This window comes from Pseudomonas sp. Y3 TE3536 (assembly GCF_053629175.1).
Genome location: NZ_JBRJHU010000001.1, coordinates 5310359 through 5326578, shown reverse-complemented (window position 1 = coordinate 5326578; position 16220 = coordinate 5310359). Strand labels below are relative to the sequence as shown.

Here is a 16220-nt window from a genome sequence, read left to right as displayed (position 1 = left end):
GATCATTTAACGCTGTGCCTGAAGGGGTCAGATGACCCCATCGCGGCGCAGTTCCTGTATACGTTCGGCAGACAGCCCAAGCTGGGCGAGGATGCATTCGCTGTGCTCCCCCAAGGCTGGCACTGGGTCCATGCGTGGGCGGTAGGCATTGCTGCTGGCCGGGGGCAGCAGGCTGGGTATGCTGCCGTTTGCCGTGGCTACCTGGCGCCAACGGTCGCGGGCTTGTAACTGCGGGTGCTGCCACACCCCCTGCATGTCGTTGACCCGTGCGTTGGCAATGCTGGCGCTATCAAGGCGCGCAACCACCGTGTCCAAGTCCAGGGCGGCGAACGCCTCGATGATCAGTGCACGCAAAGCCTCACGGTTGGCCACCCGCAGGTAGTTGGCAGAGAACCGCGCATCGTCGGCCAGCGCGGGTTGCAGCAGCACCTGCTCACAGAACAGGCGCCATTCGCGCTCGTTCTGCAAACCGAGCATCACAGTATTGCCATCGCCGGTGGGGAAGGGGCCGTACGGGTAGATGGTCGCGTGCGCCGCGCCGGCGCGTGGCGGCGGAGTCGCGCCTTCGTAGGCGTAGTACAGCGGGTAGTTCATCCACTCCACCAGGCTTTCCAGCATCGACACCTCCACATGGCTGCCTTCGCCGGTGCGGCCACGCAGCAGCAGGGCCGACAACACGCCGGTGTAGGCGTACATGCCGGCCGCGATGTCGGCAATCGAGTTGCCCGCCTTGGCCATCTGCTCGTCACCCGGGCCGCCGGTTACCGATAAAAAGCCGCCTTCGCTCTGAATCAGCAAGTCGTAGGCCTTTTTCTGTTCAAAAGGGCCGCCCGCGCCGTAGCCCGAAATGTCGCAGACGATCAGCGTGGGGAACCGCGCATGCAGCGCCTCGAACGACAGCCCCAGGCGCGCAGCGGCGCCCGGCGCCAGGTTTTGAACCAACACGTCGGCCTGCTCCAGAAGCTGGTCGAGAATGTCGCCGGCGATGTCCTGCTTAAGGTCCAGAGCAAGGCTTTCTTTCGAGCGGTTGGTCCAGACGAAGTGCGAAGCCAGGCCGTTGACCCGTTGGTCGTAGCCCCGCGCAAAGTCACCTACCCCCGGCCGTTCGACCTTGATCACGCGGGCGCCAAGGTCCGCCAGTTGGCGGGTGCAGAAGGGCGCAGCAATGGCATGTTCGAGGCTGATGACGGTGATGCCGTCTAGCGGGCGGATTGCCGTAGGCTGGCTCATGATGGTTATCCCTCTTGTCATGGCAGGGCCCCTTGGCGCCTTGGCGACCAGGGGCGGCATCGGTCAGAACGAGCGTGGCAGTTCCAGCAGGTGCTCGGCGACGTACGACAGGATCAGGTTGGTCGAGATCGGGGCCACCTGGTACAGGCGCGTCTCACGGAACTTGCGCTCGACGTCGTATTCGTTGGCAAAGCCGAAACCGCCGTGGGTTTGCAGGCAGGCGTTGGCGGCTTCCCAACTGGCCTTCGCCGCCAGGTACTTGGCCATATTGGCCGCGGCGCCGGCGTTCTTGCCGCTGTCGTATTCGGCACAGGCACGCCAGCGCATCAGGTCGGCGGCCTCGATCTCGATGTGCGCCTCGGCGATCGGGAACTGCACGCCTTGGTTCTGCCCAATCGGGCGGCCGAACACCACGCGGTCGCGGGCGTACTGGCTGGACTTTTCGATGAACCAGCGGCCATCGCCGATGCACTCGGCGGCGATCAGCGTGCGCTCGGCGTTGAGGCCGTCGAGGATGTAGCGGAAGCCTTTGCCTTCTTCGCCAATCAGGCTACTGGCAGGGATTTCCAGGTTGTCGAAGAACAGCTCGTTGGTCTCATGGTTGACCATGTTGGCGATCGGCTGCACGGTCAGGCCGTTGCCGATGGCTTCGCGCAGGTCGACGAGGAAAATCGACATGCCTTCGGATTTTTTCTTCACCTCTGCCAGCGGTGTGGTACGGGCCAGCAGGATCATCAGGTCGGAGTGCTGGATGCGCGAAATCCAGACCTTCTGGCCGTTGATGACGTACTTGTCGCCCTTGCGCACGGCCGTGGTCTTGATCTTGGTGGTGTCGGTGCCGGTGGTGGGCTCGGTGACCCCCATCGACTGCAGGCGCAGTTCGCCACTGGCGAGTTTTGGCAGGTAATAGCCTTTTTGTTCTTCGCTGCCGTTACGCAGCAGTGTGAACATGTTGTACATCTGGCCGTGAATGGTGCCGGAGTTACCCCCGCAACGGTTGACTTCCTCAAGAATCACCGAGGCCTCGGCCAGGCCCAGGCCGGAGCCACCGTACTCTTCCGGAATCATCGCCGAAAGCCAGCCCGCATCGGTCATGGCCTTGACGAAGGCCTCCGGAAAGCCCTTTTCTTCGTCGATCTTGCGCCAGTATTCGGCAGGGAAATCACCACACAGGGCGCGCACGCCCTCGCGGATGGCGTTGAGTGCTTCGTTGTCGTAGTCGCTCATTATTGTTCTCCAGGCGGCGCAGGCTGGCAGCCTTGTCGTGGCTCGGCTGCCAACCTGCGCCTGACACAGTCAAAGAGGCTGGAAGCCCAGGGCAGCGCGGAAGCGGTTCTTGATGTAGTGGCCGTCACGCGGCGGCAGCACGCGCGGTGGGTTCTCGGCCTTGATCTTGACGGTAGCCAGCTTCACACCTTCGCGGCTGGCGAAGCGTTCGCGCAGGTCATGCACGCCTTCCATGTCGCGAATCTCGCGGGTCCAGCTGAAGCCGCAGGTCTGGGCAACCTGGTCGAGCTTGATGCCGAAACCGGCGTGGCTGACCTGCATGCCGGTCTCGCCGAAGTGGCCGTTGTCCAGCACCACAATGGTCAAATTGGCAGGCTTCTGCAGGGCGACAGTCGCCAGCGCGCCGAAGCCCATCAGCAACTCGCCGTCACCAGTGATGACCACCACCGACTTGTCGGGTTGCGCGTTGGCCAGGCCCAGGCCTACGGTGATGGCGCTGCCCATGGCCGCCCAGAGGTAATAGTTGCCATCGTGGTCACCGGCAGCCATGACGTCGTAAGACGCCGAACCCAGGCCGGTCACGACCAGTACATCCTGGCGATCAGCGAGCAGGGTACGCACCACCTCACGGCGGCACAGCGTGTGGTTGGCGCTTACTTGACCCATTTCTTTTCTCCGATCAGGCGCTGGCCGAGCAGCAAGGCAGTGGCGGAATCACCATTGAAGGCCATGGTGGCGGCGCCATGCAGCAGTGGCGCGACGTCTTCTGGCACATCGGCACGCCAGGTCATGACCTTCATCAGTTGCAGCGAGGCCTCGGTGGCCTGGCCCATGGGGTTTTGCCAAGCGTTGAACTCGGCCCAGTCACCGCGCATGGTCACCACCATCAGCAGGGGGAAACCCGCGCAGTTCTGCAGGGCCAGGGTGTTGATGCAGTTACCGACGCCGCTGGACTGCATCAACAGTGCACCGCGTTCACCGCCTAGCCAGGCGCCGGCCAGATAACCAATGCCTTCTTCTTCGGTGGTGAGGACGACGGCCTTGATATCAGGGTCCTGGTACGACATGCGGATCGCGGCCGAATGGCCGGCGTCCGGAACGAACACGACATGCTTGACGTCGTGGGCCTTGAGGACGCGGAAAACGTCTTCTTGCCAGCTTTGTTCAGCTTCTTGCGATGACATGGTTGTCTCCAGTGCTGCTCTTGTTTTGCCTCATCATGCAGGCAAGGCGGGGTGCCGACGACTACCGTTTTTCTCTTTGAGATATGCCGGCGTGGCATAGCTCATGGAGTGGCCGGCCAAGCGAAACGAAGCGGCCCTGGTGGCTTTCTTGAGGAAGCCATCAGGGCCGCGCGGGTCAATAAAGGGGCAATGTTGGCGAGGTCAGGCCTTGGCGGTCTGCACCTTGCTGGCCGGCATGCCGGTATTCTCCTCGACCCTGCCATCGCCACTGATGTACCCATGCCGCGTCAGGTTGGGCATCAGCATCGATGCGATGAAGGTCACGCACAGGACGGCGGCCACGTAGAAAAAGAAGTAGTCCTCGACCCCTTCGGCCCTGAACGACAGCGCGACATATTCAGCCGTCCCGCCAAACGCCGCGTTACCGATGGCATACGGGAACCCGACCCCCAGCGCACGCACTGCGGGGGGGAACAATTCGGCTTTGACGATGCCTGCGATCGGGGTGTAGAGCGAGGCGATGACCAGCCCGCCGAAGACCAGCGCAAAGGCCATGAAGGGGTTGTGGGTATGCTTGATGGCGAACAGCAGCGGGATCACCAGCAACACGCCCAGGCTCGAGAACATCAGCATGTGCGTCCTGATCCCGAGCCGGTCAGCCATCAGGCCGAACAGCGGCTGGCAAAGCATGAAGCCAATCAGCGCCGAGGTCATGATGAAACTCACCGTGGCCGCGTCGAAGCCTGCCGATATCACCAGAAACTTCTGCATGTAGGTGGTGAAGGTATAGAAGTACAGCGACCCACCGATGGTAAAGGCGATCACCAGCCCGACGGCACGCTTGTGCTTGAACATGCCGCGCAACGACCCGGCACCCTCGCGGTGCATGTCCTTTTTCGAGGCGGTTTCGTGCATTGAGCGGCGCAGGTACACGACAACCACGGCGCTGATGGCGCCAATGAAAAACGGAATGCGCCAGCCCCATTCACGCAACTGCTCATCGCTGAGCGTCTGCTGCAGGATGACTACGGTGAACAGGGCCAGCAATTGCCCGGCGATGATCGTGAAGTACTGGAACGAGCCATAGAAACAACGCCGGCCTGGTGTCGCGATTTCGCTGATGTAGGTTGCGCCGGTGCCGTATTCGGCACCCACCGAGAGCCCCTGTATCAGCCGTGCAACGACTAGCATGATCGGTGCGGCGATACCTACCGTTTCATAGGTCGGCATCACCGCGATCAGCAGTGACCCGGCGCACATCATGAACACCGAGATGATCATCGAGACTTTGCGCCCACGGGTGTCGGCCAGCCAGCCGAAAATCCACCCACCCAGGGGCCGCATGAAGAAACCGACGGCGAACACACCCGCGGTGGCCAGCAACTGCGTGGTGGTATCGCCTTTGGGGAAGAACGACGCCGCGAAGTAGATTGCCGTATAGGCGTAGATGAAAAAGTCATACCACTCGACCAGGTTGCCGGAGCAGGCCCCCATGATCGCTCTGACACGATTGGGTTGGCGGGCGGGGGCATCTTCAACGAGGGTGGTGCTGGAGCGGGGAGTTGGCATGGTAGTCAGCCTCTGGTCTTATTCTTGTAGCGGGCGTCCGATCGGTGATCGACCCTGTTTTCACGCTACTCCAGAGTGGGCCCGCCAATAAGGGGACTAGCTGACTAACTGATATGCTGAAATTCTATAGCTGCTGACAGATGTGCTGTTTAGACTGCCAGTTACCTTCTGCCTCGACACGGGCCTGCCGATGGACGTCGTTCAACTCAAAACCCTGATCCATGTTGCCGAGCTTGGCAGCCTCAGCAAGGCGTCCGACCGGCTGCACATTGCACAGCCCGCCTTGAGCCGGCAGATCCGGCAATTGGAGAAGGAGCTTGGGGTCTACCTGTTCGAGCGCCATGGCCGCGGCATGATCATCACCGACGCCGGCAGCGAAGTGCTGCAGCACGCCACGCGGATCATGGATGAACTGGAGGCCATTCGCAGTTCGGTAGTGGGCGGGCATGCATCGTTTCGCGGGGCCGTGGCGATCGGCACCACACCGACCATCGCGGAGATCGTCACCGTGCCCCTGGTGACCCGGATCCGCGAAGCCCACCCGGACTTGTCGATCCGTTTCTCGTCGGCCTTCAGCGGTTACCTGGTGGACTGGATTCAGCGTGGCGAACTGGAGCTGGCGATCTCTTATGACCTGGAGCCGCTGCACACTTTGCGCATCGTGCCGGTAATGATGGAGAACCTGGTATTGGTCGGGCCGCCCAGCGCAGGCTTGGCGTGGGACAACCCGGTCAACTTCGCAACCCTGGCCCAGCAGCAGTTGGTGCTGCCCAGCCCGCGTCATGGCTTGCGCAAGATCATGGACCACTGCGCCGCGGACGTCGGCTTCAAGATTGCCGCCAATGTCGAGGCCGATTCGTTCGGGGCGATGATCGACCTGGTGCGTCATGGCTTCGGCTTGACCGCGCTGCCCTTGGCCTCGATCTACACCCACCTGCAGAATGGCACCTTGTGTGCAGCGCCACTGATCGAGCCGACTCCGATGCGCAAGCTGGTCATGGTGTCGCCTGCGGACAGGCATGTCAGCCCAGCCACGCGCTATGTGGGTGAAACCTTCGTCGAGCTTGCTTCAGAGCTGGTAGCGCAGGGCATCTGGGCGGGGCACATGCTTTAAGCGCTGGGTGCCTGACGCTGCAGCCGCGCCACGGCGGGCACACACAGCAACGCCAACAGCGCCACTCCTGCGGCCACATAGCCCAGCGTCGACACCCCGAATGTTGGGATGACCAGCCCACCCAACAGCGCGCCCAAGCCAATACCGGCATTGGCGGCAGACACGTTGGTGGTGCCAGCCAGAGCCTGAGAGTGCGCCACCGAATGCATCACGCGCACCTGGCAGATGGGGTAGAGCGCCGTATTGGCGATGCCCCACAGTGCCAGTGCGCCCCAGAGCGTTACAGGCGCAGCGGCCAGTGGGCTGAAGGCCGCCATACCCATCGCCAGCAACACAAGAAACAGCGCAGTGGCCTTGATCGGCGAATGCCTGACAGCTCGCCCCCCCAGCCAGTTGCCCAGCAAACCAATGGCACCGAAGCCCATCAGCCACCAGCCGACATCCGCAGTTGCAACACCTGCGGTACGCTCGAGCATGTCGGCCAGGTAGGTGTAGGCAATGAACATGGCGGTGAACACCATGATCGACAGCGCCACATTGGCGAGGAAGTTCGGTTCACGGAAGATCCGCGCCTGGTGGCGCAAGTCGACCCTGGGCAGGCGCGCAACCACTGGCATCCAGGTGAGCACGGCAAAGGCCATGGCCGCCGATGCAGCAGACAATATCCAGAAAGCGCCGCGCCAGCCTATGGCGTCAGCCGCCAACGTCCCTAATGGAATGCCCAGCAACAGCGCAGCTGAGATGCCGAGGTAGACCCGCGCGACGGCCTGCCCTTGGCGATCGGGGCTGACCATGCTGGCGGCCGTTTCGCTGGCTGTACCCCAAAAGACAGGCAGTGCCAGGGCGGGCAGGAAACGCGCCACTGCCAAGACCCCGATGTTTGGCGCAAGGGCCGCCAACGCATTGGACGCCGCGAACAAGGCGAGGATGGCTGCGAACAGCTTGCGCCTGTCCAGGTGGGCAAGTGCCGCCGTCAACGGCGGGCCCGCCAGCATGACGGTGAAGGCAAACAGCGTGATCAACTGCCCGGCAGTCGAAATCGAGACATCAAGGTCGCGTGCCAGCCCGGGCAGCAGGCCGACCATCAAGAACTCGGTAGTGACAATCAAAAAGGCGGAGGCGGCGAGGACCAAAGTCCCCAAGGTCGCGCGTCGGTCGGTCGCCAAGCCCACGGGTGGGCGTTCAACAGCAGTCATGCAGGCAGTTCCTCAATCAGGGGCTGCCATTGTATTGATTCTTAAAAAGCCTATTACGGGCAATATTTCAGATGGCACGCGAATTATATTCACTAATCGCAGGGCGCGAGGCGGTGGCCGTCTGTTCGCAGCGCGTTCAGCAGCACATCCAGCAACGCCCTGACGCGGGGGAGGGCCTCGCGTTTTTTGAGCCACACTACGTTCATCGGCAGCCCATCTGTTGCCAAGTGCGGCAACACTTCAATCAACGCGCCACTTTCCAGCTGTTGATTGACCAGCCAGGTGGGCACCTGAGTGACCCCCAAACCCTGCACGACTGCCTGTACCACCCCTTCGCCATCGCCGATGGCAAGCCGCGCCGGCATGAAGCGCCGCTCCATTTCACCCGGTTGCATACCGGTCATGTGCCAGGGGCTGCCCACCCCGTCGGGCTGCCCGTAAACCACACAGTCATGGGCTTGCAGGTCCGCCTCATCGAGCGGTGTGCCACGGACTTGCAAGTAGCCCGGTGAGGCACAGAAGATGAACCGTTGAGCACCGATGAACTGGTGCCCCAGGTCCTCCGGCCAAACGTCCGGGCCGCCGATACGTACCACGATATCGATACCCTGCTCGGTCGGGTTGACGAAGCTGTCGGTAAAGGACACGTGTGGCTGCAACTGGGGATGGCGTTTGAGGTAGTCGAGAATGACCGGCAAGACGTGCAGCCGCCCATACGCTGCGGGCAGGTCGATGCGCACCCGGCCCCGTGGCTCGAAGTAGTCTTCATGCAGGGCCAATTCCGATGCTTCGAGGTCGGCCAGCACGCGTGAGCAGGTCTTGTAGAACGTTTGCCCCGCATCGGTCAGGGCAAGCCGACGCGTCGTGCGCTCGAACAGGCGTAAGCCCAGGCGAGCTTCCAGCCGCGCGACACCTTTGCTGACAGCCGAGCTGGTCAGGTTCAGGCGCTGCGCCGCCGCGGCAAAACTGCCGAGGTCTGCCACGCAGACAAAAACGTCAATGCCCTTCAAACGTTCGGAGGAGTGCACCGTCAACCCTTTGTGTAATGAACGTGGCTGCAAGCGTAACGATGATTGAACCGAAACGACAGCGCCCAGGTCGCATCCTTTAACTCAGGCAAAAAGGATGTTGACGATGAAAACCATGACGCGCGTATTGACGGGGTTGGCACTGGTTGGCGCACTGGGCGCTAGTGCCGCGTGGGCTGACCAACCAGGTGCCGACTGGAAGGTGAACAAAGACCAGGCCGAGACGGTGCTTAAAGGCGCCGGCTACACCCAGATCACCAAGATCGAAGCAGATGACGGCCACTGGGAAGGCGAGGGCATCAAGGCCGATGGCAAACAGTACGAATTCCACGTTGACCCCCACTCCGGCAACATCACCAAGGATGAACTGGATAATTGAGCCACCGTCAGGTCACGTTTGGCGTCAGCCATTGTGACCCGGCCAGCCGCTCGATGAAAAAATCAGCCAAGGCCTGGACCTTTCTCGGCCGGCTTCGGGCTGAAGGTGTGACGAAATACAAGCCGCCTTGGGTCATGCTCCACGTTGGTAGCAGGTGCTCAAGGCGGCCGTCCGCCAAGTATTCGGAGGCGATGAAATCCGGTAATTCGGCGATCGCCAAGCCCTCCAGCAAGGGCGCCACCAACGCATCCGAATTGGTCACACGCAGGGGCCCCCGCGGCACGACGTCTTGTTCGGTGCCGTCACTGTGGGTGAACCGCCAAACCTGTCTGCGGGCGCGGTAGGCGTAGCTCATGCAGGCATGGTCAACCAGGTCGCGCGGGTGCTCAGGGCGTCCATGACGCGCAAGGTATGACGGCGCGGCTACCAGGTATTGCGTGACCGCACAGATACGTCTGGCCACCAAGGACGAATCCGGCAGTGCTGCAATGCGCAGTGCTGCATCGAACCCCTCGGCAACCAGATCGACTGTCGAATCTGACAAGTGAAGGTCGAGTTCCAACTGGGGGTACCTGGCCATCAACGCGGGCAGCAGCGGCGCTACCCAGCGCAAGCCGAATGACATAGGCACCGCCAGGCGCACCAAGCCCCGTGGCTGCACCGACATCTCCTGGGCGGCGCTTTCCATCTCTTCTGCCTGGCGGTACAACGCGCTGGCCTGTTCGACCATGCGCTGGCCGAACTCGGTGACGCAAAGCTGGCGTGACGTGCGATTGAACAGACGACCGCCCAAGCGTGCCTCCAGACGCGCCACCGCACGCGATACCGTCGGTACCGACACGCCCATGGCGCGCGCCGCCGCTGCGTAGGAACCTTCTTCCGCCACTTTGGCGAACATTGCCAGCCCTTCGAAATCGGGGATTCTTGCCATTTCAATTCTGCAATGATGAGTTTCAAATGATTCTATTTTGAAAATAACGGTGCGTCGATAAGCTTCTCCCACAGCCAATCACTACCCCTCGGGAGAAACACCATGAGCAACAAACTTGAAGGCAAGATCGCACTGGTAACCGGCGGCACCACCGGTATCGGCCTGGCCACCGCCAAACGTTTTGCAGAGGAGGGCGCCCATGTGTACATCACCGGCCGCCGCCAGAGCGAGCTGGACAAGGCCGTAGCGCTGGTCGGTAACGCCACCGGCATCGCCGTCGATTCGACCCGGCTTGACCAGTTGGACGCTCTGTATGCCCAAATCGGCCAGCAACAGGGGCGTCTGGATGTGCTGTTCGCCAACGCGGGTGGCGGCTCGATGCTCCCTTTGGGAGACATCACCGAAGCCCACTACGACGATACGTTCGACCGCAACGTCAAAGGTGTGCTGTTCACAGTGCAGAAAGCGTTGCCGTTGCTGGCGCCGAACGCCTCCATCATTCTTACGGGCTCTACCGCCGGTAGCTCCGGGACTGCGGCATTCAGCGTGTACTCGGCGTCCAAGGCCGCTGTTCGAGCATTCGCACGCAGCTGGATCCTCGACCTGAGGGACCGCGGGGTCAGGGTCAACACTCTCAGCCCAGGTGCCACGCGAACGCCAGGCCTGGTTGACCTGGCGGGCCCCGATGCAGAGCAACAGCAGGGGTTGCTCGACTACCTGGCCTCCCAGGTGCCACTGGGGCGTGTGGGTGAGCCTGTGGAAATCGCCAATGCCGCCGTCTTCCTGGCGAGCGATGACTCAAGTTTCGTCAATGGCGCCGAGCTGTTTGTCGATGGCGGTCAGGCTCAGATCTAGAGTGTGAGCCTGGGCAGGGTAGGCAGCGGACGATCGTGTGCTCCCGCTGCCTACTGGCCGCTGTCGATCAGGCTTTCCAGGTTCGACAGAATCGTCAGGGCATCGTAGGGCTTGCGCACAACAGGGACGTGCTTCAAATGCGCAGGAATGCTAATGCTGTCGCCATAGCCGGTGGCGAACAGGAACGGGATGTTTTTGCGCGTGAGTTCTTCGGCGACGGCAATCGACGTGCCCGTCCCCAGGTTGATATCCAGCACCGCGACATCCGGCCTGCGGCTGGCGAGCAGCTTCATCGTCTCGGCTTCGGAGCTTGCGGTAATCACGTCTTCGACCAGCGCATCGGCCAGAATCTGTTCGAGGCCTACTGCAATAACCAGCTGGTCCTCGAGAATCAGCACGCAGGATTTGACCAGGCCCGAGCCGCTGACATGAGGCGCAGCCGGTGGCGCCATTGGCGCAACGGCATCGACCGTTTCGACCTGGGTCAGGTGTTTGGCAGGGATCTTGAAATACCCCTGCAGCCCTTCTGGCCTGTATTCGAGCGTGCTGGTGCCGCCGAGGTCGAAGGGGATGCTGCGTTCGATCAGCACCGAACCGAAACCACTTCGGCTGGGTGGGCGAACCGTTGGCCCACCGCTTTCGCACCACGTGATGTCGCACGCCCCACTCACATCGACCTGCCAACTCACGGCCAGCTTGCCACCTGCCCGAGACAGCGCGCCGTACTTGGCGGCGTTGGTCGCCAGTTCGTGGAGCACCAAGGCCAGCACCGAGTAGGCGCGGGCATCAAGCAGCAGGCTGGGGCCGTTCAGCTCGATGACATCGGCCGAGGTGCGGTAGGGCGACAGCTCGGCGTCCAGAAGCGTGGAGAAGCGCCCACCGCCATCCCCTCGCACGACCTGGTCATGTGCAAGGGAAAGCGCCTGGATGCGACCCTTGAGCGTTGCCACGTAGCTGTTGAGGGTCTGATTTTCGGCGGTGGGGTGGGCCACCAGCGCACCGATCAGCGAAAGAATGTTCTTCACCCGGTGGTTGAGCTCTTCGTTGAGCATCCGTTGGCGGACGTCCGCCTTGGAGCGCTCGTCGGCCATGAGCTCACTGTTATGCAGCACCACCTCGACTATCGCGGCGCGGATGGCCTCGCCAAACTGGCGGTCTTGCTCGGACCAAGGCTGTGAGTGGTGGTGAACGGTCTGTTTCCACACCGCGAAGCTCTTGCGTGGCGTCAGGCGTTCACCTAACGGGCCGCTGTCGTAGGTTTTGTTGGGGTCGCCGGCCCAATCCAGGGTCTCGATCACCTCTTTGCGAAACAGCATCAGGTAATCCCGGGGCTGCTGAGACATCGGAATGACCAACACGCCCGAAACGTCGACGGCGTAATCCTGGGCAGGTGGGTGCGCCATCGAGAGGCAGTTCGAAGCCCAGGTACGGCCCTCGGCGACACCTTCGGCGAATCTCAACAAGCTGGGCAACGCCACGTTTGGCGGTGTCAGTGCCTCAGCGGTCCAGCGGCCTTGTAGCGACATGCCGATGCCGTCGCAGGGGATGAGCGCCTTGAAGTCCGTCATGCGAGCACGCAGCAGTTCCCCGAAGTCGGCGGTGCGGTGTGCATCACGCAGCAGGTTGTCGAGCACTTCGCGTGCGTAGGCGGCGGCCTCCAGGCTTTGTTTGGCGCGCAGGGTCTGGATATGCAGCGAGAAGAATTCGCCGAACATTTCTGCCGCGACGCGTTGGCCCATGGACAGCGTGCGGGGTGCGTAATGGTGGCAGGCAATCAGCCCCCAAAGCGCGCCGTCGACGATGATCGAAATGGACATCGAGGCGCCCACACCCATATTGCTCAGGTACTCGCAGTGAATGGGCGAGACGCTGCGCAGGTGTGCGTAGGACAGGTCGAGCGGCTCGCCATTCAGGTCCAGCACAGGCGTGATGGGCACGGTCTTGAACAGGGCATCGGAAATGATGCGGACCGGATTGCGCAGGTACAGGGCGCGCGCCTGCTGCGGAATGTCGGACGCGGGGAAGTACTGCCCCAAAAAGCTTTCCAGGCCGCTGCGCTTGGCCTCGGCAATCACCTTGCCAGCGCCGTCAACGCCAAGCTGGTAGATCATCACCCGGTCGTAACCCAGCAGTGCTCGCACACGTCGGGCGGTGTCGGCAAACAGCTTCTCGGAGCGGTCGATCTCGCGCAGTTGGGCGATGACGGTGCGGACCAGCTCCATCGGCTCGGCGATGCTTGCACCGCAGGGCTCGAACTCGAGGATGGCGGTGCCTTTGTAAATATGCGCGGCAATATCGAACGCCTGTCCGGACGGCAGGCTCACGGCAAACGACAGTGCCGGGCGAGTGCCCTCTTTGACCCGTGACAGTGCGTTGCGAAGGGTATGCGCAGACTCGGTGCCGATAATTGCTTCGAGGCGTTGACCGTTGATGTCCCCGGCAACGCCCAGCATGCCTGGGGTATTGGCCGAGTGACGCAGGACCACGCTTGCTGACGCATTGCAGGCCAACAGGCAACCATGCGGCTGGATGCTGCCCGGAATCTGGATGGGTTCGCGATCGCAGTTGGTCAGATTGACGGGAGGTTGCAAAGTCATAGGCGGCCCCTGCCGGTTTACCAGACACCGGCTGCCTGTATGACCGCCGAACAGTTTCAGGCAAACGAAGTGTTTACGGTCACATTCAGCGTTTGATTCTAGCGGGCGCGCTACGCTTCGTCATCAGGGGCGCCAGAGCGCCAGCGCAGGGCGGGGTTTTCGCGTCAGATTGCCCACGACTTGAATAACGCATAGAGTGCTGATTCAGGACATGGCGTTAAGGAGCACAGCAATGCATCGAGTCGGCTATCTGATCACGGAGGGCTTCCAGGTCATGTCCCTGGCAACGCAGACCGTGTTCGAGTTCGCCAACCTTGTGGCGGGCGAAGAGGTCTACAGGATTCAGAACTATTCAATCGGCGGGGGGACTGTGCGCTCTTCTTTAGGGATGCACATCGATACGCTGCCCTTGGGGGCGCCGGGCCTCGCTGACAGCTGGATGGTCACCGGAACACTCACCCCGTTGACGCCGCCTTCTGAAGACGTGCTGAAAAGCGTGCGGGGGTTTGTCGACGGCGCGCGTCGCACTGCTGGGTTGTGCACCGGTACATTCGTGCTCGCCCAAGCGGGTGTACTGGAGGGCCGTCGCGCCACCACGCACTGGGCCTACGCCAAAGCCTTGCAACGGATGCACCCGCAAATCAAGGTCGAGGACGACAGTATCTTCATCGTCGACGGCCCTGTGTGGACCTCGGCGGGGATGACCGCGGCGTTGGACATGGCGCTGGCGATGGTGGAAAAGGACTTGGGAGCTGAGCTTGCCCGTTCTATTGCGCACAAGTTGGTGATGCATCAACGCCGCTCTGGTGGCCAGTCGCAGCATTCGGAATTGCTGTCGCTGGCGCCCAAGTCAGACCGCATCCAGAGCGCGCTGGACTATGCGCGCAAGCACCTTAACCGCCCGCTCAGTGTTGAGGAACTGGCGGATGTGGTGCACCTGAGCCCCCGGCAATTCACCCGTGTGTTTACTGCGGAGACGGGGCAATCACCGGCCAAGGCGGTGGAAAGCCTGCGCCTGGAGGCCGCCCGGTTGATGATCGAGCAAAGCCGCCACAGCCTGGATACGGTGGCGAGGGAAACGGGGTTCAGGGATCGCCGCCATATGCGTGAGGTGTTCATGCGCGGCTTTGGTGTGCCGCCACAGGCCGTGCGCAGGGATGCACGGCGGGTTGTGTAGTGCCTGTCCCAGCCCTATGGGCTGGGATCAGGCTGACCATCAGCTACCTACATAGCCAACTCGTCTTCCCCGCCAGCCGATTACGCATCACCCAGTACGCCCCCAGCACAACCAGTGAGGTCACCGAGGTGAACCAGAACTGGAACCGCGAAGCCGGGTCGAACGCTTGGGTGATAATCACCGCCAGCAGTGCGAACAGCGCAACGATGTTGGCGTAAGGGAAGAACCATGCCCGGAACGCCGTAGGGTCGACCGCTTCATGCCGGGTTTTCCAGCGCATGGCGAAGTGGGCGACGATGATGAAGATCCACACGATCATCACGAACGTGCCGCTGCTCTTGGCCAGGGTCATGAACAGGTCGCCGCCGCTGACAAAGTGCACGGTCAGGATCAACAGGCAGATGCTCAGGCTCAGCAGCAGCGCATTGAGCGGTACCCCTTTGGACGTGGTGCGAGAGAACAGCTTCGGCGCATGCCCACGCTGGCTCAGCGAGAACAGCATGCGCGAGTTGGAGAACATGAAGGAGTTCATCACCGACATGAACGAGATGAACAACACGATCTTCATGGCCACTGCGGCGCCACTGAACCCAGCCAGGCTGAACAACGACACATACGGGGACGCCAGGTTCTCCGTGTCTGTCCACGGCAGGCAGAGGATCAGGATCGACACCGAACCGACATAGAACAACATCACCCGCAGAATGACGCTCTTGATGGCCCGGATGACGTTCTTGCGAGGGTTCTCTGATTCGCCGGCGGCAACGGCAGCGATTTCACTCCCGCCCAGCGAGAAGATCACCACCACCACACCCGCCATGACCGGCGACAGGCCATTGGGCATGAAACCATCGTGCGCGGTCAGGTTGACCCAGCCAGGGGAAGGGATGTTGCTGTGCAGGCCGAGCAGAATCGAGAGCCCCAGCACCATAAAGATCAGAATGGTGGCGACCTTCATCGCGGCCAGCCAGTACTCCACTTCAGCGAAAGATTTGACCGAGTAGGCGTTGCTCGCCATCAACGTCACCAGCATGATGAACGCGCCCGCCCAGATGGGCAGCCAAGGCAGAAAATCGTTGAGGATGGCGCCCAGCAGCACCGCCTCCAAGGTGATGGTCAGCATCGACTTGAGCCAGTACAGCCAGCCGACGGTAAACCCTGCCCATTCGCCGAGGTAGCTGTTGGCATAGGTTGAAAACGAGCCTGCATCCGGGTTGCGGCAGGCCATCTCGCCGAGCATGAACATCACCAGGGTGACCACAATGCCGCCGATAAAGTACGACAGGATCGCGGCAGGCCCTGCCGAGGCAATCAACTTGCCCGACCCCATGAACAGCCCCGCGCCGATCACCCCGCCCAGCGCAATCATGGTGATGTGCCGTTGTTTCAGGCTTTGCTTCAGACTGTTGGATTGCATTTCCTTGTCCTCTCTTATTATCTGGGAGGCGTCGGCAATGATGCTGCAGTGCAAGGTTTGCCACTGCAGACATTGTCGCCCCACCCACAGGCATCGTCGTGCGCCTGCGTCCACGCCCTGCAGCCTTTTATTCAGGCAATAGCTGTCAGGCTGGCCACCATGGGCAAAGCGGCCGTGCATCTCAAGCGAATTCTGCGCACAACATCCTGCGTTTTTTTCCTATGGGCGAAATGATGGGCAAGAATGGGTGCGATTTGTTGGTTGGGGAATTGGGTGAAATGGGTTGGGGAAATGGTGGAGGCCCGCGATCGCCTGC

At 61.8% G+C, this 16220-nt stretch carries 14 protein-coding genes; 4 read left to right on the top strand and 10 right to left on the bottom strand.

What is annotated here, in order from left to right:
* Positions 1-27: 27 nt before the first annotated feature.
* From AB7M33_RS23855 to AB7M33_RS23835, 5 genes are all read right to left on the bottom strand, one after another.
* Complete coding sequence (locus AB7M33_RS23855) at positions 28-1230, bottom strand: CaiB/BaiF CoA transferase family protein (protein ID WP_027593334.1); 1203 nt, start codon at positions 1228-1230, stop codon at positions 28-30.
* Between the two features lie 63 nt (positions 1231-1293).
* The gene (locus tag AB7M33_RS23850; protein ID WP_274885283.1) at positions 1294-2457 is read right to left on the bottom strand and encodes an acyl-CoA dehydrogenase family protein; all 1164 of its coding nucleotides are present in this window, start codon (positions 2455-2457) and stop codon (positions 1294-1296) included.
* A 69-nt stretch (positions 2458-2526) separates the two neighbouring features.
* Positions 2527-3123, bottom strand: a complete 597-nt coding sequence (locus tag AB7M33_RS23845) for a thiamine pyrophosphate-dependent enzyme (RefSeq protein WP_085272893.1) — start codon at positions 3121-3123, stop codon at positions 2527-2529.
* On the bottom strand, positions 3111-3641 hold the full coding sequence (locus tag AB7M33_RS23840) for a thiamine pyrophosphate-binding protein (RefSeq protein ID WP_027593331.1): 531 nt from the start codon (positions 3639-3641) through the stop codon (positions 3111-3113). Before AB7M33_RS23840 ends, AB7M33_RS23845 begins: the two co-directional genes overlap by 13 nt.
* Before the next feature lie 201 nt (positions 3642-3842).
* Entirely contained in the window at positions 3843-5210 is a 1368-nt protein-coding gene (locus tag AB7M33_RS23835; protein WP_099454219.1) for an MFS family transporter, read from the bottom strand.
* 190 nt (positions 5211-5400) lie between these two features.
* On the opposite strand from AB7M33_RS23835, the gene AB7M33_RS23830 reads away from it, so the two are divergent.
* Complete coding sequence (locus tag AB7M33_RS23830; protein WP_027593329.1) at positions 5401-6324, top strand: LysR family transcriptional regulator; 924 nt, start codon at positions 5401-5403, stop codon at positions 6322-6324.
* Here the strand turns inward: AB7M33_RS23830 and AB7M33_RS23825 are convergent.
* A complete protein-coding gene (locus AB7M33_RS23825; RefSeq protein WP_085272892.1) occupies positions 6321-7520 on the bottom strand; it encodes an MFS transporter in 1200 nt (399 codons plus the stop codon). The genes AB7M33_RS23830 and AB7M33_RS23825 overlap by 4 nt on opposite strands.
* 92 nt (positions 7521-7612) lie before the next feature.
* Positions 7613-8548, bottom strand: a complete 936-nt coding sequence (locus AB7M33_RS23820) for a LysR family transcriptional regulator (protein WP_454243792.1) — start codon at positions 8546-8548, stop codon at positions 7613-7615.
* Between the two features lie 106 nt (positions 8549-8654).
* Here AB7M33_RS23820 and AB7M33_RS23815 point away from each other — a divergent pair, with 106 nt between their 5' ends.
* Positions 8655-8927, top strand: coding sequence for a PepSY domain-containing protein (locus AB7M33_RS23815; protein WP_027593326.1), 273 nt, complete (start codon positions 8655-8657; stop codon positions 8925-8927).
* 7 nt (positions 8928-8934) lie between these two features.
* Here AB7M33_RS23815 and AB7M33_RS23810 read toward each other — a convergent pair whose 3' ends face one another.
* Entirely contained in the window at positions 8935-9858 is a 924-nt protein-coding gene (locus tag AB7M33_RS23810) for a LysR family transcriptional regulator (RefSeq protein ID WP_454243791.1), read from the bottom strand.
* 102 nt (positions 9859-9960) lie between these two features.
* On the opposite strand from AB7M33_RS23810, the gene AB7M33_RS23805 reads away from it, so the two are divergent.
* Complete coding sequence (locus tag AB7M33_RS23805; protein WP_454243790.1) at positions 9961-10713, top strand: SDR family NAD(P)-dependent oxidoreductase; 753 nt, start codon at positions 9961-9963, stop codon at positions 10711-10713.
* 50 nt (positions 10714-10763) lie between these two features.
* Here the strand turns inward: AB7M33_RS23805 and AB7M33_RS23800 are convergent, their stop codons facing one another.
* Positions 10764-13310 (bottom strand): HWE histidine kinase domain-containing protein, encoded by a 2547-nt coding sequence (locus AB7M33_RS23800; RefSeq protein ID WP_454243789.1) that lies wholly within the window; start codon positions 13308-13310, stop codon positions 10764-10766.
* 232 nt (positions 13311-13542) lie between these two features.
* Here AB7M33_RS23800 and AB7M33_RS23795 point away from each other — a divergent pair, with 232 nt between their 5' ends.
* Positions 13543-14487 carry a GlxA family transcriptional regulator gene (locus tag AB7M33_RS23795; RefSeq protein ID WP_238214006.1) on the top strand — a complete coding sequence of 315 codons (945 nt, stop codon included), beginning with the start codon at positions 13543-13545 and terminating at the stop codon, positions 14485-14487.
* Between the two features lie 43 nt (positions 14488-14530).
* Here the strand turns inward: AB7M33_RS23795 and AB7M33_RS23790 are convergent, their stop codons facing one another.
* Positions 14531-15904, bottom strand: coding sequence for an amino acid permease (locus AB7M33_RS23790; RefSeq protein WP_454243788.1), 1374 nt, complete (start codon positions 15902-15904; stop codon positions 14531-14533).
* Between the last annotated feature and the right edge of the window lie 316 nt (positions 15905-16220).